Source organism: uncultured Azohydromonas sp., assembly GCF_937926365.1.
GTDB lineage: Bacteria > Pseudomonadota > Gammaproteobacteria > Burkholderiales > Burkholderiaceae_C > Azohydromonas.
This window is the reverse complement of sequence record NZ_CALAOH010000075.1, coordinates 1-20,984: the sequence shown is the minus strand read 5'-3', so window position 1 is coordinate 20,984 and position 20,984 is coordinate 1. Positions and strand designations below refer to the sequence as shown.

Below are 20,984 nucleotides of genomic sequence, written 5' to 3'. Positions count from 1 at the left end.
GCCGGTGCCGCCGGCGGTGCCGATCTTGCCGATGATGGCCAGCACGATGTCCTTGGCGCCGCAGCCGCGCGGCAGCTGGCCTTCGACCTTGACCAGCATGTTCTTGGCCTTCTTGGCCAGCAGCGTCTGCGTGGCCAGCACGTGCTCGACCTCGCTGGTGCCGATGCCGTGCGCCAGCGCGCCGAAGGCGCCGTGGGTGCTGGTGTGGCTGTCGCCGCACACCACCGTCATGCCCGGCAGCGTGGCGCCGTTCTCCGGGCCGATGACGTGCACGATGCCCTGGCGCTGGTCCATGAACGGGAAGTACGCCGCGGCGCCGAAGGCGCGGATGTTGGCGTCCAGCGTCGTGATCTGCTGCTTGCTGATCGGGTCGGCGATGCCGTCGTAGCCGTGCTCCCAGCCGGTGGTGGGCGTGTTGTGGTCGGCGGTGGCGACGATGGAGCTGGTGCGCCAGGGCTTCCGGTTCGCCAGGCGCAGCCCCTCGAAGGCCTGCGGGCTGGTGACTTCGTGCACCAGGTGGCGATCGATATAGAGGATGGCGGTGCCGTCTTCCTCGGTGTGGATGACGTGTTCATCCCACAGCTTGTCGTAGAGCGTGCGTGCGGTGTTCATGGCGTCGGGATCAGGTTGGAAGAAGCGCCGGCGGCGGGGGCCGGCGCGGCCAGGGAATCGATGAAGCGCTGCACCAGGGCGGGCAGGCGCTGCTGGGAACGGACGGCGATCTGGTACTCGCGCTCGGCCCAGGGCTCGTCGAGTTTCAGGACACGCAGGCCGAAGAGCTGGCTGAAGCGCTCGGCCACCACGGCCGGCAGGATCGCCACGCCCAGGCCCGCGCCCACGAGCTGCGCGATGGCGTCGAAGCCGTGCACCTGCAGCCGGGTGTTGAGCACGCGCCCGCGCTCGCTGGCCTGCTCGCGCACGAACTCCTGCACCGCGGCGCCCACGTGCAGGCCGACCAGGTCGTAGTCCAGCAGCGCCTCGAAGCGCACGGAGCCCTCGTCGGCCAGCTCGTGCCCGGCCGGGACGATCACGGCCAGCGTGCCGCGGCGCCATGGCCGCGTGGCGAGCTGCGGCTCCAGCAGCGGCGGCACGAAGATGCCCACGTCGGCATGGCCCTCGGCCACGGCCGCCTGCACCTCGGCGCTGGTCATGTCCTCCAGGCTGATGCGGATCAGCGGGTTCTCGCGCGTGAAGGCCGCCAGCGGCGGCGGCAGGCATTCGGCGATGGCGCTGGCGTTGGCCGCCAGCCGCAGGTGGCCCTTGAGGCCGCGCGCGTATTCGACGACTTCGCTCTCCAGCGCGTGCAGCGAGGCATTGAGCGAGCGGATGTGGCGCACCAGCGCGCGGCCCGCGTCGGTGATCTCCACGCCGCGCGCACGGCGCTCGAACAGCACCACGCCCAGCCGCGCCTCCAGGTCCGACAGCCGCTTGCTCGCGGCCGCCAGCGCCAGGTGCTCGCGCTCGGCAGCGCGCGTGAGGCTGCCGGTCTCGGCAATCGCGAGCACGAGGTTGAGGCTGAGGAGGTCGAAACGCATGGGGGTTGTTCGGCAAGGCTGCGTATGGTGCCTTGCCGCCACGCGAAGGGTCATCGACGTTTCGCAATCCAGCCTTCGCGCAGCACGAAGGCTTATAGCCCGTCACACCCGCGAAGGCGGGTGTCCACGATGACCGGGCAGCATCCCGGCGCGCGTGGATGCCCGCCTTCGCGGGCATGACGAGGGTGGTTCAGCCGACCAGCAGCCGCGCGCCCTCGCCCACCGGCAGCACCTCGCCGATCTCGGCCGCGTGCTCGAAGCCGTGGCGGCGGAACAGCGTCAGCACGTCGGGCACGGAGGCCGCGTCGCAGCTCACCAGCAGGCCGCCGCTGGTCTGCGGATCGGTGACCAGCGAGCGCTCCAGGTCGCCCAGGCTCGCGCCGAGCTGCACCTCGGCGCCGTAGCCGGTCCAGTTGCGCCCCGAGGCGCCGGTGATGAAACCCTGGGCGGCCAGCTCGCGCACGCCGGGCAGCAGCGGCACGGCGTTCCAGTCAAGGCGGACACGGCAGCCGGCGCCGCGCGCCAGCTCCAGCGCGTGGCCGGCCAGGCCGAAGCCGGTGACGTCGGTGATCGCGTGCACGCCTGCCAGCGCCGCCAGCGCCGGCCCCGGCGTGTTGAGCCTGGTGGTGTTGGCGATCATGTGGGCGTAGCCCTCGGCGTCGAGCTGTTCCTTCTTGAGCGCGGCGGAGTACACGCCCACGCCCAGCGGCTTGCCCAGCACCAGGCGGTCGCCGGGGCGCGCGTCGGCATTGCGGCGCACGCGCTGGGGATGCACCAGGCCCAGCGCCACCAGGCCGTAGATGGGCTCGACGGAGTCGATGGTGTGGCCGCCGGCGATGGGGATGCCGGCCTCGCGGCACACCGACTGGCCGCCTTCGAGGATGCGGCCGATGGTCTGGGCCGGCAGCACGTTGATGGGCATGCCCACGAGGGCCAGCGCCATGATCGGCGTGCCGCCCATGGCGTAGACGTCGGAGATGGCGTTGGTGGCGGCGATGCGGCCGAAGTCGTAGGGATCGTCCACGATCGGCATGAAGAAGTCGGTGGTGGCGATCAGCGCCTGCTCGTCGTTGAGCTGGTAGACCGCGGCGTCATCGGCGGTTTCGATGCCCACCAGCAGTTGCGGCGGCACCGGCATGGCGGCGGTGGTCTTGAGGATCTCGGCCAGCACGCCGGGGGCGATCTTGCAGCCGCAGCCGCCGCCGTGCGAAAGCGAGGTCAGGCGGGGCGGGTTCGTGGTGGTGTTCATGGACAGGGAATCTCCAGCAGCTCGGCCATCAGGGCGCGCAGGGTGGCTTGCTCGCGCGCCGGCTCGAACAGCGGCGCACGCCGCGCGGCGGCCTGGGACAGGGCCGGCAGCATAGCGGGCTCGTCCAGGCCGTTTTCGATCAGGGTCGCCAGCGCGCCGGCGTCGCCCGGCTCGAACAGCCCGGGGTAATCAGCCCCCAGCAGCCCGACGTGGCCCGGGATGCGCGAGGCCAGCACCGGCGTGCCGCTGGCCACCGCCTCCACCACCACGGTGGGCGCGCCCTCCACCACGCTGGCGTTCACCAGCACGTGCGCGTGGGCGATGCGCTCGCGCGTGGCCGCGTGCTCCAGCGCGCCGCTCCATTGGTAGGCGGGCAGCTCCTGCTGCAGCGCCCGGGCCTGCGCGCCCAGCGCCTCGTCGAGCGCGGCGCCCACGTGCTCGAAACGCCAGTGGCCGCGCCCGGCCAGCCGGCGCAGCGCGGCGAAGAGCGTGAGCGGGTCCTTTTCAGGGCGCAGGTGGCCGACCATGACCAGCTTCAGCGGCGGCAGCGGCGCCCGCGGCGGTGCGGGCATCGGCTCCACGCTGGGAAAGCACACCACCGCCTTGCCGCGCCAGGCCGCGGGCACGTCGTCCACGGCGCGCTCCTGCAGCACCACCAGGCGCCGCGCCAGCGCCAGCGAGCGCTGCGCGGCGGCGTCGTGGCGGATGTCGCGGTAGAGGTCCGTGCCGGTCAGCGCCAGGGCGATGGGCCGATCCGGCTGCGCGTCGGCCCAGGCCTGCATGCTTGCGGCGCTGCGGCGCGCGTGCAGCGCCAGCAGCACGTCGGCCGCCTCGCCGCGCCAGCGGTCGGTAAGCAGGACTTCAAACGGCCCTTCCAGCATGCGCGCCCAGCGGCTGGCGGTGTGCCAGTTGCCGTTGTTGGCGGCGGCCAGCGCGGGCGTGACGAGGCAGATGCGGGGGCGGGTACCACTCATCGGCCGCGGTTATAGCGGCCGGCCGCCGCACCGTGCCGCGGCAGGGGCTCCGGCGCTGCCCGCTACGCCTTCGCCCCGAACACCGCGAACCCCTGTTCTGAATCCGTCCAGCAGCGCGTGTCGGACCACCCCGCCTCGTGCAGCAGCGCGTCGAACTGCTCGATGCGGTACTTGTAGGAGTTCTCGGTGTGGATAGTGTCGCCCGGGGCGAAGTCGCGCTGCTGGCCGTCCCAGCGCACCCGCACGGCGCGCAGCGCGCGCAGGTGCATCTCGATGCGCGAGGCTGCCGGGTCGAAGCAGGCCAAGTGCGCCCAGTCGGCCGGGTCGAAGTCGCTGCCGAGCTGGCGGTTCACGTTCAGCAGCAGGTTGCGGTTGAAGGCGGCCGTGACGCCCAGCGCGTCGTCGTAGGCCGGCAGCAGCTGCGCCAGCGGCTTCACCAAGTCCACCCCGATAAGCAGCGCCCCGCCCTGGCACTGCTCGCGTGCCTGCCGCAGGAAGCGCCGCGCGTGCGCCGGCTCGAAGTTGCCGATGCTGGAGCCGGGATAGAACATCAGCCGCTGCCCGCCGCCCAGCGCCTCGGGCAGCGCCAACGCCTGGGAGAAGTCCAGCGCCACGCCGGTCATGGGCAATGCCGGGTGGCGCAGCTGCAGCGCCTGCAGCGCGTCGCGGATGAAGTCCGCCGCGATGTCCACCGCCACGTAGCGGGCCGGTTGCAGCAAGCTGAACAGCGATGCCGCCTTGGCGCAGTTGCCCGCCCCCAGGTCCACCAGCGTCATGCCCGTGCCCAGCGCGCGCACGATCTCGGCGCCGTGCACCGCCAGGATGGCCGCCTCGGTACGCGTGGCGGTGTACTCGGGCAGCGCCGTGATGGCCTCGAACAGCCGGCAGCCCAGCGGGTCGTACAGGTGCTTGGGCGCCACGCGGGCAGGCCGGCTCAGCAGCCCGGCGGCCAGCTCGGCGGCGTGGCGGGCCGGCACGGTGGCCGGGGCTTCGATGAAATTCGGCAGAAGCTCATGCATCCGGCCCACTCTAGGCAGCCGTCCCTTGCCAAGCTGCCACCGCATGCAACTACGGTTTAATTCCGCTCCTTCGACAACGAGCCCGCCGGACCGATGAAAGCCTCCTTCTCTCTCGCCCGCCGCGCCCTGCTGGCCGCTTCCCTGCTCACCGCTCTGGCCGGCGCCCAGGCACAGCAGACGGTGTTTCGCGTCACCGCCATCCCCGACGAGTCCCCCACGGAGCTGGCGCGCAAGGCGGCGCCGCTGATGAAGTACCTGGAGGGCAAGCTGGGCATGAAGGTGGAGTACACACCCGTCACCGACTACGCCGCCGCCGTGGAGGCGCTGGTGAACCGCAAGGTGGACCTGGCCTGGTTCGGCGGCTTCACTTTCGTGCAGGCCAGCGTGCGCTCCGGCGGCAAGGTGATCCCGCTGGTGCAGCGGGAAGAAGACGAGAAGTTCCGCTCGGTGTTCATCACGGCCGACCCGGCCATCAAGAGCCTGGCCGACCTCAAGGGCCGCGACCTGAGCTTCGGCTCGCAAAGCTCCACCAGCGGCCACCTCATGCCGCGCCACTTCCTGCTGGCCGCGGGCATCGAGCCCGAGCGCGACCTCAGGCGCGTGGCCTTCAGCGGCGCGCATGACGCCACCATCGCCGCCGTGGCCTCCGGCAAGGTGCAGGCCGGCGCGCTGAACATCTCGGTGTGGGAAAAGTTCGTGGCCGACAAGAAGGTGGACACCGGCCGCGTGCGCGTCTTCCACACCACACCGCCCTACTACGACTACAACTGGACCGCCCACGCCGACATGCCCGCCGCGCAGCGCGAAAAGCTCAGCGCCGCCTTCCTGGCGCTCAACAGATCCACGCCCGAAGGCCAGCAGGTGCTGGAGCTGCAGCGCGCCACGCGCTTCATTCCCACCAAGGCCGAGAACTACAAGAGCATCGAGGGCGCCGCCCGGAACGCCGGGCTGCTGTGAGCACCCCGGGCGGCGGACAACCGCCGCCCGCCTCGCCCGGCACGCCAGCGCAGCCCGGGTGTAACAGGAAATATTACAATTTCAGGCTCAATTGAAATGTGGCCCCGGCCGGAGATTTCCAGCCGGGCTTCTTTTTTCCGGCGGAGAATCTCCCTGGAAATGTCTTCACCGGTGAGGTTGGGCATGGCGTTGGATTCGAAAGACGGTTTCTTGGTACAGCTTGCCGGGCCGGAGGATTTGGCGGCACTGTCGATGCTGTTCAACGATTACCGGAGGTTTTACTGGCAGGCCAGCGACTTGCCGCTGGCGACCCGTTTTCTGGCCGAGCGGCTGCAGTTGCGGGATTCGGTGATCTTCGTCGCCTCGGCCGGCGGGCAGGCGTTGGCCGGCTTCACACAGCTCTACCCCACGTTCTCTTCAGTGTCGGCGCGGCGCGCCTGGATCCTGAACGACCTGTTCGTCGCCCCGGGCTGGCGCCAGCGCGGCGTGGCCAAGGCCCTGATGCAGCAAGCGCTGGAGCATGCCCGTGCCAGCGGCGCTGCCTGGATCAGCCTGCAGACCGCGCGCGACAATCTGCCCGCGCAGTCGCTGTACCGCAGCCTGGGCTTCGTGCCCGATGAATATTATTTGAATTTCAGCCATACCTTCTGAGGCCCTTCCTGGTCGGAGCTCAGCCTGGAAACACCCCGCAGCGCCTGAATATTCTGCAGATGTCGCCATTCGCGGGTTTGATGTTTTGAATTGAAGCCCGCTTGGCGCAGCGCACCTCATGGGTATGCGGGCACGGCGCCAGGCGATGCAGCGGCTGCGCTTACAGTCGCGGCCTCGCGCCGGCGGACCTCTCCCTCCCGGCCGCCGACAGTTGTTTCCCCCGGATTTCCATGCATTTGTCCCTGCAACAGGTCCAGGCGGCCCATCCCGCGGCGCGGCGCGGCGCCACGCCCGCCTTGCGCGGCATCACGCTCTCGCTGCGCGCCGGCGAGCAGGTGGCGCTGATCGGACCCTCCGGCGCCGGCAAGACCACGCTGCTGCAGGTCGCCGCCGCGGCGCTGCGCCCGGCCTCGGGGCGCATCGAGATCGACGGCGCCGAGCCTTGGTCGCTGCCCGTGCGTGCGTTGCAGCGCCTGCGCGGGCGGCTGCTGCTGGCGCCGCAGGTGCCGCCGCTGCCGCCGCGCCAGCGCGTGATCACCTCGGTGCTGGCGGCGCGGCTGCCCGCCATGGGCCTGTGGACCAGCCTGCGCTCGCTGTTCTACCCGGTGGACATCCCCGGCGCGCACGCGGCGCTGGAGCGCTTCGACCTGGCCGAAAAGCTCTTCGAGCGCGTGGACCGGCTCTCCGGCGGCGAACGCCAGCGCGTGGGCCTGGCGCGCGCGCTGCTGGCGCCCGCGAGCCTGTGGCTGGTGGACGAGCCGCTGTCGGCGCTGGACCCGCGCCGCGCCGAGCAGGCCATGGCGGTGCTGCTGGACGAGGCGCGCTCGCGCGGCGCGACGCTGCTGGCCTCGCTGCACCAGGTGGAGGTGGCGCTGCAGCGCTTCCCGCGCGTCATCGCCCTGCGCGACGGCGCCGTGTTCTTCGACCTGCCCACGGCTGAGGTGGACGCCGAGCGGCTGCGCCAGCTCTACGCGCAGCACGAGGAGGAGCTGCATGCGCCGGCGCCATCGGCGGACACGCCCGCGCCGCCGCCGCGCCCGGCCGTCATGCATTGCCGATGAGCAGCGCCACCCTGCCTCCGCGCCGCGACCCGGCGTGGATCGCCCGCGTGTCCTGGACCGTCACGGCGCTGGTGCTGCTGTGGCCGCTGTTCACGCTCACCGAGTTCCGGCCCGCGCAGCTGTGGTCGCCCGGCAGCCGCGAGCCGATCCTGAATTTCCTGGGGAGTTTCTTCCCGCCGGCGCACTCGGCGGAGTTCCTGCAGATGGTGGCCAAGGAGACCTGGCGCACGGTGGCGATGGCCACGGCCGGCGTCGTGCTGGGCCTGTTCATCGCCGTGCCCGGCGCGCTGCTGGCCACCGAGTCGCTGTCGGTGTCGCTGCTGTCCGGGCGCATGGCGCCGCTGCCGCGCGCGCTGCGCCAGGCGGTGCGCTGGACGCTGATCGTGCTGCGCAGCGTGCCGGAGCTGGTGTGGGCGCTGGTGTTCGTGCGCGTGGCCGGGCTGGGGCCCACGCCGGGCGTGCTCGCCATCGCGCTGACCTACGGCGGCATGCTGGGCAAGGTCTACGCCGAGATCCTGGACAGCGGCGAGGCGCCGCCGGCGCAGGCGCTGCTGCGCAACGGCGCCGGTCGGCTGCAGGCCTTCTGCTACGCGCTGCTGCCGCAGAACGCCGCGGAGCTGGCCTCCTACACCGTGTACCGCTGGGAATGCGCCATCCGCAGCTCGGTAGTGCTGGGCTTCGTGGGCGCGGGCGGCCTGGGGCAGCAGATGGACAGCTCCATGAAGATGTTCAACGGCGGCGAGGTCGCCTCCATGCTGCTGGTGTTCGTGGCGCTGGTGGCGCTGGCCGACCACATGAGCGCTGCGTTGCGGCGGCAACTGGGCTGAGCGGGGTGCGGCCATGAGACGACGCCACGGCAGCACCGCCGCCAATCCGCCCTGGCGGCTGCCGCCGCCGCTGTTCAATGCGCGCTGCAAGGCCTGCTGGTACACGGCCGGCGCGCTGGTGCTGGTCGTGGCGAGCTTCTGGTCGCTGGACCTGCAGTGGGCGGCCTTCCTCTCGCTGGAGGCGCTGGGCCAAATGGGCCGGTTCCTGGGCGAGTTCTTCCCGCCGGACTTCTCACCCGCGTTCGTCAAGCGCGTGGCCTGGGCTTCGCTGGAGACGCTGGCGATGTCGGCGCTGGGCACGCTGCTGGCGGCGCTGGGCGGCCTGGCGCTGGCACTGCCGGCCAGCCGCCACCACGAGGGTGACCGCGCGCGGCTGCGCGGCGTGGCGCGGCTGCTGCTCAACGCGCTGCGCGCGGTGCCGGAGCTGGTGTGGGCGGCGCTGCTGCTGATCGCCGCGGGCCTGGGGCCCTTCGCCGGCACGCTGGCGCTGGCGCTGCACACCTCGGGCGTGCTGGGCCGACTGTTCGCCGAGGCGATGGAGAACGCCCCGCGCGACGCCGCCACCGCGCTGCGCACCCAGGGCGTGACGGGCTGGCGCGTGCTGGCCTGGGCCACGCTGCCGCAGGTGCTGCCGCAACTACTGTCCTACACGCTCTACCGCTGGGAGAACAACATCCGCGCCGCCGCCGTGCTGGGCGTGGTGGGCGCCGGCGGCCTGGGGCAGCTGCTGGCCTTCCACATGGGCCTGTTCCACATGAACAAGACGGCCACGGTGCTGATCGGCATGTTCGCGCTGGTGGCGCTGGTGGACGGGCTCAGCTTCGCGATGCGGCGGGGGATGAGGTAGCGGCCAACGCCGCGCATCGCCTTCACTCCGGCTGGATCGCCGCCGCCTGCACCGCCTTGGCCCACTTGAGCGTTTCCTTGGCGGCGAACAGGCCCAGCTCCTGCGGGCTGCTGGGCGTGAGGTTGAAGCCCGCGGGAGCGAGCTTGGCCTTCACGGCCGGGTCGGCCAGGGCCGCGCGCACCCACTGGTTCATCTGGCTCACCGCCGCGGCCGGCGCGGCCGCGGGGGCGTACATCGCGAACCAGGCCGTCATCTCGAAGCCCGGCACCACGACCGACATCGGCGGCACGCCCGGCAGCATCGGGTGCTCGGCCGCGGAGGTCACGGCCAGCGCGCGCAGCTTGCCCGCCTTGACCTGCGGCAGCCCGGAGGAGAAGTCGGCGAACACCAGCTGCGTCTGGCCGCCGATGGTGTCCGTCATCGCCGGCTGCACGCCCTTGTAGGGCACGTGCGTCATGCGCAGCCCGTTGGCCGACACCAGCGCATGGCCCGGGATCAGGCTGCCGCTGGAGCCCGAGCCCCAGGCCAGCTTGTCGGGGTTGACCTTGGCGTGGGCCACGAACTTCTGCGCCGTGTCCGCCGGCACCGACGGGTGCACCAGCATCACGAAGGGAATCTCCGCCAGCCGGCTCACCGGGGCGAAGTCCTTGATCGGGTCGTAGGGCAGCTTGCGGTAGAGCGAGGCGTTGGCCGCGTGCGTGGTGCTGGTGGCGATGAGGAAGCTGTGGCCGTCGGCCGGCGCCTTGGCCGCCGCGGCGGTGCCGATGGTGCCGTTGGCGCCGGGCTTGTTCTCGATGATCACGCTCTGCCCCGCGGCGCGGCCCACGTGCTCGGCCAGCACGCGCGCGAGCTGGTCGGTGGCGCTGCCGGCCGGGAACGGCACGACGAAGGTGATGGGGTGGTCCGGGTAGCGCTTGGCCTGGGCTGCGGCGGGACCGGCCAGGGTAACGGCCAGGGCGGCCAGCGACAGCGTGATCACGCGGCGACGGGAGGAAGTGGCTTGCATGGGGCTTCGAAATAGTTGCGGCGCGCAGCATAACGAGGCGCGCGGCAGCGCTCCGGCACCGGGCCCGGCACGCGGCGGCAACGTCCCGGTCGGCGGCACGCCCGGCCGCGCGCGCCCATGAAAAAACCCCGGCCAGGCCGGGGTTCTTGGAGGCTGCAGCCACCGGCGCGCTGCGCCGATGGCGGGTGCCGGATCAGCGCTTGTCCAGCGGGGGCACGTCGCGGCGCTCGGCGCCGACGAAGAGCTGGCGCGGACGGCCGATCTTGTACTCGGGGTCGGCGATCATCTCGTTGAGCTGGGCGATCCAGCCCACCGTGCGGGCCAGGGCGAAGATCGCGGTGAACAGGCTCACCGGGATGCCGATGGCGCGCTGCACGATGCCCGAGTAGAAGTCCACGTTCGGGTACAGCTTGCGGGCGACGAAGTACTCGTCTTCCAGCGCGATCTTTTCCAGGGCCATGGCCAGCTTGAACAGCGGGTCGTTTTCCAGGCCCAGGGCGCCCAGCACCTCGTGGCAGGTTTCGCGCATCAGCTTGGCGCGCGGGTCGTAGTTCTTGTAGACGCGGTGACCGAAGCCCATCAGCTTGACGCTGGAGGTCTTGTCCTTCACCTGCTTGATGAACTCGCCGATCTTCTCGACGCCGCCCATCTGCTGGATCTCTTCCAGCATGTTCAGGCAGGCCTCGTTGGCGCCGCCGTGCGAGGGGCCCCACAGGCAGGCCACGCCCGCGGCGATGGCCGCGAAGGGGTTGGTGCCGGAGGAGCCGCACAGGCGCACCGTGGAGGTGGAGGCGTTCTGCTCGTGGTCGGCGTGCAGGATGAAGATGCGGTCCATCGCGCGCACCAGCACGTCGTTGGGCTCGTACTCCTCGCACGGCGTGGCGAACATCATCCGCATGAAGTTGCCGGCGTAGCTCAGCGAGTTCTTCGGATAGATGTAGGGCTGGCCCAGCGAATACTTGTAGGCCATCGCGACCAGCGTGGGCATCTTGGCGATCAGGCGGATCGCCGCGATCTCGCGGTGCTTCGGGTTATTGATGTCGGTGCTGTCGTGATAGAAGGCCGACAGACCGCCCACCAGGCCCGTCATCACAGCCATCGGGTGCGCGTCGCGACGGAAGCCACGCAGGAAGAACTGCATCTGCTCGTTGACCATCGTGTGGTTGTTCACGAGCTTGTGGAAGTCGCGCTGTTGCTGCTCGTTGGGCAGCTCCCCGTACAGCAGCAGGTAGCAGGTGTCGAGGAAGTCGCACTGCGTGGCCAGCTGCTCGATGGGGTAGCCGCGGTACAGCAGCTCGCCCTTGTCGCCGTCGATGTAGGTGATCGCGGACTGGCAGGAGGCGGTGGACAGGAAGCCGGGGTCGTAGGTGAACTTGCCGGTCTGGCCGTACAGCTTGCGGATGTCGATCACATCCGGGCCGATGCTGCCCTTGTAGATGGGCAGGTCCATGGACGGGCTGCCGTCCGAGAACGACAGGGTGGCTTTCACGTCGGAGGCATTCATCGGGAGGTTCCCTTTCACGTCAATTCGGTTGCATCGGCGGCGTGCGCAGCTGCGCCAGCAGCGCACGCACATCCTCGCGATCCAGTTCGCCCTGCGGCTCCTTGCGGCGGAGCAGCAAGTCCAGCAGGTCGTTGTCCGACAGCTCCATGAGCGCGGACAGCGCTTCCCCCTGCGCCACGGTCAACGTGGCCTCGTGGCGCTGGAAGAAGCGCTCGATCAGCAGGTCGTTCTCCAGCAGCCCGCGGCGGCAGCGCCACTTGAGCTTGCTCAGGGCACGGGCATCGAGAAGATTGTCCATGGCAGGCTTTCGGAGTGCTGACCGTCGGTGCTTACACCGCGCGGCGGACCATCAGTTCCTTGATCTTGCTGATCGCGCCAGCAGGATTCAGGCCCTTGGGACACACGTCCACGCAGTTCATGATCGTGTGGCAACGGAAGAGCCGGTACGGATCCTCCAGGTTGTCCAGACGCTCGGCGGTGCCCTGGTCGCGGCTGTCGGCGATGAAGCGGTAGGCCTGCAGCAGGCCGGCGGGACCCACGAACTTGTCGGGGTTCCACCAGAAGCTCGGGCAGCTCGTGGAGCAGCTCGCGCACAGGATGCACTCGTACAGGCCGTTGAGCTCCTCGCGCTCCTCGGGCGACTGCAGCCGCTCCTTGTCGGGCGGCGGCGTGTCGTTGACGAGGTACGGCTTGATCGAGTTGTACTGCTTGAAGAACTGCGTCATGTCCACGATCAGGTCGCGGATCACGGGCAGCCCCGGCAGCGGCTTGAGCACCACGGTGCCGGGCAGCGAACGCATGTTGGTCAGGCAGGCCAGACCGTTCTTGCCGTTGATGTTCATCGCATCCGAACCGCACACGCCTTCACGGCAGGAGCGGCGGAAGCTCAGGGACGGATCGACCTGCTTGAGCTTGACCAGGGCGTCCAGCAGCATGCGCTCGGAGCCGTCGAGCTCGACCTCGAGGGTCTGCATGTAGGGCCGGGCGTCCTTGTCGGGGTCGTAGCGGTAGATCTGGAAGGTGCGCTTTGCCATGGCTGTACTTCTCTCAGAACGAACGGACCTTCGGCGGAATCGATTCCGTCGTCAGCGGCTTCAGGTTGACGGGCTTGTAGGCCAGGCGGCGGCCTTCGCTGTAGTACAGCGTGTGCTTGAGCCAGTCCTTGTCGTTGCGGCCGTTCGGGAACTCGGGGCTGTCGGCGTAGTCGTTGACCGTGTGCGCGCCGCGGCTCTCGGTGCGGGCGGCGGCCGACACCATCGTGGCCTGTGCGACCTCGATGAGGTTTTCCACCTCCAGCGCCTCGATGCGCGCGGTGTTGAACACCTTGCTCTTGTCCTTGAGCGTGATGCTGGAGACGCGCTTGGCGACCTCGTTGATCTTGACCACACCCTCGTCCATGCTCTTTTGCGTGCGGAACACGCCCGCGTGCTGCTGCATGGTCTTGCGGATGTCGTTGGCCACGTCCTGCGCGTACTCGCCGGAGCTGCTGGCCTCCAGGCGGGCCAGGCGGGCGAGCGTGCGGTCGGCGGCGTCGGCCGGCAGCGGCTTGTGCGATTTCTGCTTGATCGCCGTGTCGATGATGTGGTTGCCCGCGGCCTTGCCGAACACCAGCAGGTCCAGCAGCGAGTTCGTGCCCAGGCGGTTGGCGCCGTGCACGCTCACGCAGGAGCACTCGCCCACCGCGTACAGGCCGTTGATGATCTCGTTGGGGATGCCGTTGTTCGGGACCACCACCTGGCCATGGATGTTGGTCGGGATGCCGCCCATCTGGTAGTGGATGGTGGGCACGACCGGGATCGGCTCCTTGGTGATGTCGACGTTGGCGAAGTTGTGGCCGATCTCGTACACCGAGGGCAGGCGCTTGAGGATCGTCTCGGCGCCCAGGTGCGTCATGTCCAGCACGACGTAGTCCTTGTTGGGACCGCAGCCGCGACCTTCCTTGATCTCCTGGTCCATGCAGCGCGAGACGAAGTCGCGCGGCGCCAAGTCCTTGAGCGTCGGGGCATAGCGCTCCATGAAGCGCTCGCCGTTGATGTTGCGCAGGATGGCGCCCTCGCCGCGGCAGCCTTCGGTCAGCAGCACGCCCGCGCCGGCCACGCCGGTGGGGTGGAACTGCCAGAACTCCATGTCCTGCAGCGGGATGCCCGCGCGCGCGGCCATGCCCAGGCCGTCACCGGTGTTGATGAAGGCGTTGGTGCTGGCGGCGAAGATGCGCCCGGCACCGCCGGTGGCCAGCAGCACGGTCTTGCCTTCGAGGATGTGCAGGTCGCCGGTTTCCATTTCCAGCGCCGTCACGCCCACCACGTCGCCCTCGGCGTCGCGGATCAGGTCCAGCGCCATCCACTCGACGAAGAACTGCGTGCGCGCCTTGACGTTCTGCTGGTACAGCGTGTGCAGCATCGCGTGGCCGGTGCGGTCCGCGGCGGCGCAGGCGCGCTGCACGGGCTTCTCGCCGTAGTTGGCGGTGTGGCCGCCGAAGGGGCGCTGGTAGATGGTGCCGTCCGGGTTGCGGTCGAAGGGCATGCCGAAGTGCTCGAGCTCGTACACGACCTTCGGCGCCTCGCGGCACATGAACTCGATGGCGTCCTGGTCGCCGAGCCAGTCGGAACCCTTGACGGTGTCGAAGAAGTGGTAGTGCCAGTTGTCCTCGCTCATGTTGCCCAGCGAGGCGCCGATGCCGCCCTGCGCGGCCACCGTGTGCGAACGCGTGGGGAACACCTTGGACAGCACGGCAACGTTCAGGCCCGCGCGGGCCAGTTGCAGCGAGGCGCGCATGCCGGAACCACCGGCACCAACGATGACGACGTCGAACTTGCGCTTAGCGATCGATCCCAAAGCCACTGTTTACTCCTGAATGTTCTTCAAAGGCGCCACAGCACCTGGACCGCCCAACCCGCACAGCCCACCAGCCACGCGATCGTGAAAACCTGCAGCACCAGCCGCGTGCCGACCGGCTTGACGTAATCCATCCAGATGTCGCGCACGCCCACCCAGGCATGCCACGCCAGCGAAATGATGGTCACGAAGGTCAGCACCTTCATCCATTGCGACGAGAAGATGCCGGCCCAGCGGTCATAGCCCAGCTCGCCGGGCATGAGCACCTGCACCAGCAGCGCGATGGTGAACAGCGCCATCAGCGCGGCGGTGACGCGCTGGCTCAGCCAGTCGCGCAAACCGTAGTGCGCGCCCACGACCAGGCGCTTGGATCCGTAGTTCTGGTTCATTGCTTGGTTCCTCTCGGGGCTGGAATCAGTACAGGCCGAACAGCTTGGCGCCCAGCAGCAGCGTCAGCACCACGGCGACGACCAGCACGGTCAGCGCGGAGCTGCGGCCGAAGGCCTTGGTGGTGTTGTGCGTGGCATCCATCCACAGATGGCGCACGCCGGCGCAGAAGTGATGCAGGTAGCCCCAGATCAGCGCCAGGACCACGAGCTTGATGAACCAGCCCGGGAAGATGCCCGCGCCCGCGGTGAAGGCGCTGGTGAAGCGCTCGTAGGAGATTTCCGAGGAGACGCTGGTGTCGAACATCCAGATGATGAACGGCAGCAGGAAGAAGATCATCGCGCCGCTGACGCGGTGCAGGATCGACACGATGCCCGAGGGCGGCAGACGGTAGGAAACGATCTGCGAGATATGGATGTTTCGATAGACGGGTCTTTGTTTGATCGTGTCTGCCATGGTCCTGCCTTATCTGAAAGTTGGATCGCCGGGGTGCGGATAAACCCGCTGATTTTAGTCCACTGAAACAAGGCGTCACTTCAGCCCTACTACGTACTTGCTGCGCAAGCGCTGTGAAAGCCAAAGGGCCTAACGTCGATTGACCGCTCGCTCAGCTCAGCTCGTTGCGGTAGTGGTGCTGGGCCGTGTGGTACAGGCCACGGCGCAGCTCCACGGGCTTGTCGCCGTAGGTGCGCGACAGCCGCTCCACGCTGAGCAGCGGCGCGCCGGGTTCCACGGCCAACAACTGCGCCGTCGCGGCATCGGCCGCCACGGCTCGGATTTGTTCCTCGGCGCGGATCATGCGCACGCCGAATTCGCTCTCGAACAACTCGTACATCGGCCCGCGCCAGCCCGAGAGCTTCTCGGCCGTGAGGCCCTTGAACAACGCGCCGGGCAGCCAGATGTCGTCCAGCACCACGGGGCGCCCTTGCGCCGACAGCAGCCGCCGCACCAGCACCGCGGCCTCGCCGCTCTTGAGGTCCAGCGCGCGCGCCACCTCGGCCGGCGCGCGCAGGCGGCGGCAGTCGAGCACGCGCCGCTCCACCGGCGCGGTGGCACCCTCGTCGGGCGCCAGGCGCAGGAAGCGGTACTGCACCGTCTGCTCCGCGTGCGTGGCCACGAAGGTGCCCTTGCCCTGGCGGCGCACCAGCAGCCCCTCGGCCGCGAGCTCGTCGATGGCCTTGCGCACCGTGCCCTGGCTGACTTTGAAGCGCGCGGCGAGCTCCAGCTCGCTGGGGATGGCCTCGCCGGGCCTCCACTCGCTGCCCTGCAGGCTGCGCACGAGCAGCGCCTTGATCTGCTGGTACAGCGGACTGAACGCCGGCGCCGCGCCAGCATCGGCGGAAGGTTCTACGGGATGGGCGGCGCTTGGCATGGGCGCGATTGCAGCACAAGCGGCGGCCCAAGTCTATTCAAACGTATCTTATATAAGACATAAGATCAAAATCAGCCGTGCCGCGCCCCCCGTGGATGGATACACTTGCGTCCCGGCGCGTCCGCTGACAACCCGCGGGCGCTTTACTTCCCTGTCATGTTTGGAGACGCTCCATGAGCAAAGCACCCGTCCGCGTTGCGGTCACCGGCGCCGCCGGCCAGATTGGTTATGCCCTGCTGTTCCGCATCGCCTCCGGCGAGATGCTGGGCAAGGACCAGCCCGTGATCCTGCAACTGCTGGAGATCCCGGACGAGAAGGCCCAGAACGCGCTCAAGGGCGTGATCATGGAGCTCGAAGACTGCGCCTTCCCGCTGCTGGCCGGCATCGAGGCCCACAGCGACCCGATGACCGCCTTCAAGGACACCGACTACGCCCTGCTGGTCGGCGCCCGTCCCCGCGGCCCCGGCATGGAGCGCGCCGACCTGCTGGCCGCCAACGCCCAGATCTTCACGGCCCAGGGCAAGGCGCTGAACGCCGTGGCCTCGCGCAACGTGAAGGTGCTGGTGGTGGGCAACCCAGCCAACACCAACGCCTACATCGCCATGAAGTCGGCCCCGGACTTGCCGGCCAAGAACTTCACGGCCATGCTGCGCCTGGACCACAACCGCGCCGCCTCGCAAATCGCCGCCAAGACCGGCAAGGCCGTGGGTTCGATCGAGAAGCTGTGCGTGTGGGGCAACCACTCGCCCACGATGTACGCCGACTACCGCTTCGCCACCATCGACGGCCAGGGCGTCAAGGAGCTGATCAACGACGAAGCCTGGAACCGTGACACGTTCCTGCCCACCGTGGGCAAGCGCGGCGCCGCGATCATCGCCGCCCGCGGCCTGTCGTCGGCCGCCTCGGCCGCCAACGCCGCCATCGACCACATGCGCGACTGGGCCCTGGGCACCAACGGCGCCTGGACCACGATGGGCGTGCCCTCCAAGGGCGAGTACGGCATCCCGGCTGAAGTCGTGTTCGGCTTCCCCGTGACCTGCGAGAACGGCGAGTACAAGATCATCGAAGGCCTGCCCATCGACGAGTTCTCGCAAGAGCGCATCAACATCACCCTGGCCGAGCTGCAGGGCGAGCAGGACGGCGTCAAGCACCTGCTGTAATCGCGCCTGGCGCCGAAGGCCCCTCGCGGGCTTGGGCGCCGCGTGACGACCGCTTCCGGGGCCGGTGACCGTTCACCGGCCCTTTTTCCATTTCAGGACCCATCCAGGACCGCCGCCGTGACCGAACGCATCCACCCCCGCCAGGCCCTGTTCGAAGAGGGCGAACTGCCGCCCTCGCTGCCCGTGTGCGACCACTACGCCGGCGTGGAGCCGCGCATGACCAAGAGCCTGCAGCTGCAGGCGGAGATGGGCCCGGTATTCGACATCACGCTCGACTGCGAGGACGGCGCTCCCGTGGGCGGCGAGATCGAGCACGCGCAGCACATCGCCGAGCTGGTCAATTCGGCCGAGAACCGCTTCGGCCGCGTCGGCGCCCGGGTGCCGGAGGTCGGCCACGAGAAATTCGAGGCCGTGGCCGAGTTGCTGGTGTCGCAGTGCGGCGCGCGGCTGGCCTACCTGATGATCCCCAAGCCCCGCGGCCTGGCCGAGCTGCAGCGCGCCATCGACTTCATCGACGCCGCCTCCGCGCGCGCCGGCCTGGCGCGGCAAATTCCGCTGCACGCGCTGGTGGAGACGCACGGCGCGCTGCACGAGGTGTTCACGCTGGCCGCGCACCCGCGCATCGAGTCGCTGTCCTTCGGGCTGATGGACTTCGTCTCCGCGCACCGCGGCGCCGTGCCGGCCTCGGCCATGGGCGTGCAGGGCCAGTTCGAGCACCCGCTGGTGGTGCGCGCCAAGCTGGAGATCGCCGCCGCCTGCCACGCCTACGCCAAGGTGCCTTCGCACTGCGTGGTGACGGAGTTCAAGCACACCAGCGCGCTGGAGGAGGCGGCCACGCGCGCCGGGCGCGAGTTCGGCTACACGCGCATGTGGAGCATCCACCCGGCGCAGATCCGCCCCATCGTCGATGCCTTCTCACCCACCGCCGCCGAGGTGGACCGCGCCGTGGAGATCATCAGCGCCGCCCAGGCCGCGAACTGGGCGCCCATCCGCCACCAGCACGGCGGCCACGACCAGCTCCATGACCGCGCCAGCTACCGCTACTTCTGGCACGTGCTGGAGCGCGCGCACCGCACCTCGTGGAGCGGCGGCGCGCAGCTGCCGGCCGAGGTGCAGCAGGCCTGGTTCGCCGACCGCTGAACTCCTTCAGGCATGAACCAATTCCCGTTCGGCCCCCGAGCGCCCGGGCCGAGCGGAACGGCGAGCCGGCCGCGGTGCAGAATCGCGCCCGGCTCGCCGTGCCCGGCCCGGTTGCGGGCGGCCTGGCGCACAGCACGCGGCACGCCCGGCCCCGTCTGTAGCGGGCCCGCAACCGCGCTCTGCCGGCGCGGGGCTGACGGGCCCAAAATTCCCATCCCCACGCGCACGCGCACCCGCGTCCAGGAGACTCCATGATCCCTTCCCTTCGCTTGGCGGCACTGGCCGCCGCTGCCGCCTTCGGCCTGATGAGCTCCAGCGCCGCGCTGGCCGAGGAGCACAAGCCCAAGGCCGCCGCCAAGGCCGCAGCCAAGAAGGCCGTCCAGCCGGCGCCCAAGGCCGAGGCGCCGCTGCCCGATGCCGACGAGGCCCAGCTCGCCGCCGCGCAGCGCGCCTACCAGGGCGTGTACGCCTGCGAGTTCAACCAGAGCCTGAAAATCACGCCCCACGCCAAGCACGCCGGCTACCTGGACGTGGCCTGGAAGAAGGACATCTTCACCATGAAGCCGGTGCTCTCGCCCACCGGCGCGCTGCGCCTGGAAGACGTCAAGGGCCGGGCGCTGATGGTGCAGATCGCCAACAAGTCCATGCTGATGGACACCAAGGTCGGCCAGCGCCTGGTCGATGACTGCCAGAGCGCCGAGCAGCGCGAGGCCGTGGCCGCGGCCAAGCTCGCCGGCCCGCAGGCCGGCGGCCTGGGCATCGACCCCAGCAAGCCCGTCGTGGCCGAGGCCGCCCAGGTCGAAGCGATCAAGGTCCAGGCCGTCGGCGTCGAGGCCGCCAAGTAAGCCCGCCGGCGGCGCGCCGCACGGCGGCGGCGCCCCGGCAACTCTCCTCGCGCGCGGGCGCCGCAAGGCGGCCTGACGCAGCGCAAGGCCGGCGCAAGCCGGCCTTCTCACACTCAAAACCCCAGAAAACCCCCGGGTCTCCCTTGCCGCGCCGCGCGCGGAGTGGACACTCGCGGGGCTTTCGCGCCACAGCCATGGCCGTGGCACTGTCCCAAGTCTTATATAAGACATAAAATGTCAGAGTCGGCCCCGTTCTGGAGGCCGCTCTACCCCACGGTTCCCACCGAGCACGGAGCTCCTGATGCTGCAAGCCTATCGTCAACATGTCGCCGAACGCGCTGCGCTCGGCATCCCGCCGCTGGCCCTGTCGGCCAAGCAGACCGCCGAGCTGATCGAGCTGATCAAGAACCCGCCGGCTGGCGAAGAGGCGTTCCTGCTGGAGCTGCTGACGCACCGCGTGCCCCCGGGCGTTGACGATGCGGCCAAGGTCAAGGCTTCGTTCCTGGCCGCCGTGGCCCATGGCGACCTGTCCGTGGCGCTGATCTCGCGCGCCCAGGCCACCGAGCTGCTGGGCACGATGGTGGGCGGCTACAACGTCAAGCCGCTGATCGACCTGCTGGACGACGCCGAAGTCGCCCCGGTGGCCGCCGCGGGTCTGAAGAAGACCCTGCTGATGTTCGACTACTTCCACGACGTGGCCGAGAAGGCCAAGGCCGGCAACGCCGTGGCCAAGGAAGTGGTGCAGAGCTGGGCCGACGCCGAGTGGTTCACCAGCCGTCCCGAGGTCGAGCAGAAGATCACCGTCACCGTCTTCAAGGTGCCCGGCGAGACCAACACCGACGACCTGTCGCCCGCCCCGGACGCCTGGAGCCGCCCCGACATCCCGCTGCACTACCTGGCCATGCTCAAGAACGCCCGTCCCGGCGCGGCGTTCCAGCCCGAGGAAGACGGCAAGCGCGGCCCGATCGCCTTCATCGAGGAGCTGAAGAAGAAGGGCAACCTCGTGGCCTACGTCGGCGACGTGGTGGGCACCGGCTCCAGCCGCAAGTCCGCGACCAACAGCGTGATCTGGGCCACGGGCCAGGACATCCCCTTCGTGCCCAACAAGCGCTTCGGCGGCGTGACGCTGGGCGGCAAGATCGCCCCGATCTTCTTCAACACGCAGGAAGACTCCGGCGCGCTGCCCATCGAGGTGGACGTGACCAAGCTGGAGATGGGCGACGTCATCGACGTGCTGCCCTACGAGGGCAAGATCGTCAAGAACGGCGAGGTCGTCGCCGAGTTCGCGCTCAAGAGCGAAGTGCTGCTGGACGAAGTGCGCGCCGGCGGCCGCATCAACCTGATCATCGGCCGCTCGCTGACCGCCAAGGCCCGCGAGGCCCTGGGCCTGCCCGCCTCCACCGCCTTCCGCCTGCCCAAGGCCCCGGTGGACACCGGCAAGGGTTTCACGCTGGCGCAGAAGATGGTCGGCCGCGCCTGCGGCCTGCCCGAAGGCCAGGGCATCCGCCCGGGCACCTACTGCGAGCCCAAGATGACCACCGTCGGCTCCCAGGACACCACGGGCCCGATGACCCGCGACGAGCTGAAGGACCTGGCCTGCCTGGGCTTCTCGGCC

General features: G+C 69.6%; 21 protein-coding genes and 1 pseudogene. 9 read left to right on the top strand and 13 right to left on the bottom strand.

The window, feature by feature from the left end:
- The 5 genes from Q0741_RS07750 to egtD all read right to left on the bottom strand — a co-directional run.
- Positions 1-612: aconitase family protein (locus Q0741_RS07750; protein ID WP_298232619.1), on the bottom strand; the 612-nt coding region annotated here is incomplete at its 3' end.
- Entirely contained in the window at positions 609-1,535 is a 927-nt protein-coding gene (locus Q0741_RS07745; protein WP_298232618.1) for a LysR substrate-binding domain-containing protein, read from the bottom strand. The genes Q0741_RS07750 and Q0741_RS07745, both read right to left, overlap by 4 nt.
- A 190-nt stretch (positions 1,536-1,725) precedes the next feature.
- Complete coding sequence (selD, locus tag Q0741_RS07740; protein WP_298232617.1) at positions 1,726-2,784, bottom strand: selenide, water dikinase SelD; 1,059 nt, start codon at positions 2,782-2,784, stop codon at positions 1,726-1,728.
- Complete coding sequence (senB, locus tag Q0741_RS07735; protein WP_298232616.1) at positions 2,781-3,758, bottom strand: selenoneine biosynthesis selenosugar synthase SenB; 978 nt, start codon at positions 3,756-3,758, stop codon at positions 2,781-2,783. Before senB ends, selD begins: the two co-directional genes overlap by 4 nt.
- A gap of 62 nt (positions 3,759-3,820) precedes the next feature.
- Complete coding sequence (gene egtD, locus Q0741_RS07730) at positions 3,821-4,777, bottom strand: L-histidine N(alpha)-methyltransferase (RefSeq protein ID WP_298232615.1); 957 nt, start codon at positions 4,775-4,777, stop codon at positions 3,821-3,823.
- Between the two features lie 93 nt (positions 4,778-4,870).
- On the opposite strand from egtD, the gene Q0741_RS07725 reads away from it, so the two are divergent.
- From Q0741_RS07725 to phnE, 5 genes are all read left to right on the top strand, one after another.
- Positions 4,871-5,734 carry a putative selenate ABC transporter substrate-binding protein gene (locus Q0741_RS07725; RefSeq protein ID WP_298232614.1) on the top strand — a complete coding sequence of 288 codons (864 nt, stop codon included), beginning with the start codon at positions 4,871-4,873 and terminating at the stop codon, positions 5,732-5,734.
- A 96-nt stretch (positions 5,735-5,830) separates the two neighbouring features.
- The gene (locus Q0741_RS07720) at positions 5,831-6,385 is read left to right on the top strand and encodes a GNAT family N-acetyltransferase (protein ID WP_298232613.1); all 555 of its coding nucleotides are present in this window, start codon (positions 5,831-5,833) and stop codon (positions 6,383-6,385) included.
- A 230-nt stretch (positions 6,386-6,615) separates the two neighbouring features.
- Positions 6,616-7,446 carry a phosphonate ABC transporter ATP-binding protein gene (locus Q0741_RS07715; RefSeq protein ID WP_298232612.1) on the top strand — a complete coding sequence of 277 codons (831 nt, stop codon included), beginning with the start codon at positions 6,616-6,618 and terminating at the stop codon, positions 7,444-7,446.
- On the top strand, positions 7,443-8,273 hold the full coding sequence (locus tag Q0741_RS07710) for an ABC transporter permease (RefSeq protein ID WP_298232611.1): 831 nt from the start codon (positions 7,443-7,445) through the stop codon (positions 8,271-8,273). Before Q0741_RS07715 ends, Q0741_RS07710 begins: the two co-directional genes overlap by 4 nt.
- A gap of 13 nt (positions 8,274-8,286) precedes the next feature.
- On the top strand, positions 8,287-9,120 hold the full coding sequence (gene phnE / locus Q0741_RS07705; RefSeq protein WP_298232610.1) for a phosphonate ABC transporter, permease protein PhnE: 834 nt from the start codon (positions 8,287-8,289) through the stop codon (positions 9,118-9,120).
- Positions 9,121-9,142: 22 nt separating this feature from the next.
- Here phnE and Q0741_RS07700 read toward each other — a convergent pair whose 3' ends face one another.
- The 8 genes from Q0741_RS07700 to Q0741_RS07665 all read right to left on the bottom strand — a co-directional run bounded on the left by Q0741_RS07700 (position 9,143) and on the right by Q0741_RS07665 (position 16,224).
- A complete protein-coding gene (locus Q0741_RS07700) occupies positions 9,143-10,126 on the bottom strand; it encodes a tripartite tricarboxylate transporter substrate binding protein (RefSeq protein WP_298232609.1) in 984 nt (327 codons plus the stop codon).
- 193 nt (positions 10,127-10,319) lie between these two features.
- On the bottom strand, positions 10,320-11,630 hold the full coding sequence (gene gltA, locus Q0741_RS07695; protein ID WP_298232608.1) for a citrate synthase: 1,311 nt from the start codon (positions 11,628-11,630) through the stop codon (positions 10,320-10,322).
- 19 nt (positions 11,631-11,649) lie between these two features.
- Positions 11,650-11,928, bottom strand: coding sequence for a succinate dehydrogenase assembly factor 2 (locus tag Q0741_RS07690; protein WP_029000307.1), 279 nt, complete (start codon positions 11,926-11,928; stop codon positions 11,650-11,652).
- A gap of 31 nt (positions 11,929-11,959) precedes the next feature.
- Positions 11,960-12,664, bottom strand: coding sequence for a succinate dehydrogenase iron-sulfur subunit (locus tag Q0741_RS07685; RefSeq protein WP_298232607.1), 705 nt, complete (start codon positions 12,662-12,664; stop codon positions 11,960-11,962).
- Positions 12,665-12,677: 13 nt separating this feature from the next.
- Complete coding sequence (gene sdhA, locus Q0741_RS07680) at positions 12,678-14,405, bottom strand: succinate dehydrogenase flavoprotein subunit (RefSeq protein ID WP_298232620.1); 1,728 nt, start codon at positions 14,403-14,405, stop codon at positions 12,678-12,680.
- A gap of 86 nt (positions 14,406-14,491) precedes the next feature.
- Positions 14,492-14,854, bottom strand: a complete 363-nt coding sequence (gene sdhD, locus Q0741_RS07675; RefSeq protein ID WP_298232606.1) for a succinate dehydrogenase, hydrophobic membrane anchor protein — start codon at positions 14,852-14,854, stop codon at positions 14,492-14,494.
- 25 nt (positions 14,855-14,879) lie between these two features.
- Positions 14,880-15,308: a succinate dehydrogenase, cytochrome b556 subunit gene (gene sdhC, locus Q0741_RS07670; RefSeq protein WP_298232605.1), complete on the bottom strand. Its 429-nt coding sequence runs from the start codon at positions 15,306-15,308 to the stop codon at positions 14,880-14,882.
- A 151-nt stretch (positions 15,309-15,459) separates the two neighbouring features.
- Positions 15,460-16,224, bottom strand: coding sequence for a GntR family transcriptional regulator (locus Q0741_RS07665; protein WP_298232604.1), 765 nt, complete (start codon positions 16,222-16,224; stop codon positions 15,460-15,462).
- Between the two features lie 173 nt (positions 16,225-16,397).
- Between Q0741_RS07665 and Q0741_RS07660 the strand changes: the two genes are divergently transcribed.
- The 4 genes and pseudogenes from Q0741_RS07660 to Q0741_RS07645 form a co-directional block, all read left to right on the top strand.
- Complete coding sequence (locus Q0741_RS07660; RefSeq protein ID WP_298232603.1) at positions 16,398-17,384, top strand: malate dehydrogenase; 987 nt, start codon at positions 16,398-16,400, stop codon at positions 17,382-17,384.
- 117 nt (positions 17,385-17,501) lie between these two features.
- Positions 17,502-18,524 (top strand): CoA ester lyase, encoded by a 1,023-nt coding sequence (locus tag Q0741_RS07655; protein WP_298232602.1) that lies wholly within the window; start codon positions 17,502-17,504, stop codon positions 18,522-18,524.
- 251 nt (positions 18,525-18,775) lie between these two features.
- Positions 18,776-19,369, top strand: coding sequence for a hypothetical protein (locus tag Q0741_RS07650; protein WP_298232601.1), 594 nt, complete (start codon positions 18,776-18,778; stop codon positions 19,367-19,369).
- Between the two features lie 301 nt (positions 19,370-19,670).
- Positions 19,671-20,984 (top strand): annotated as a pseudogene (locus Q0741_RS07645) (aconitate hydratase B); the annotation flags it as partial.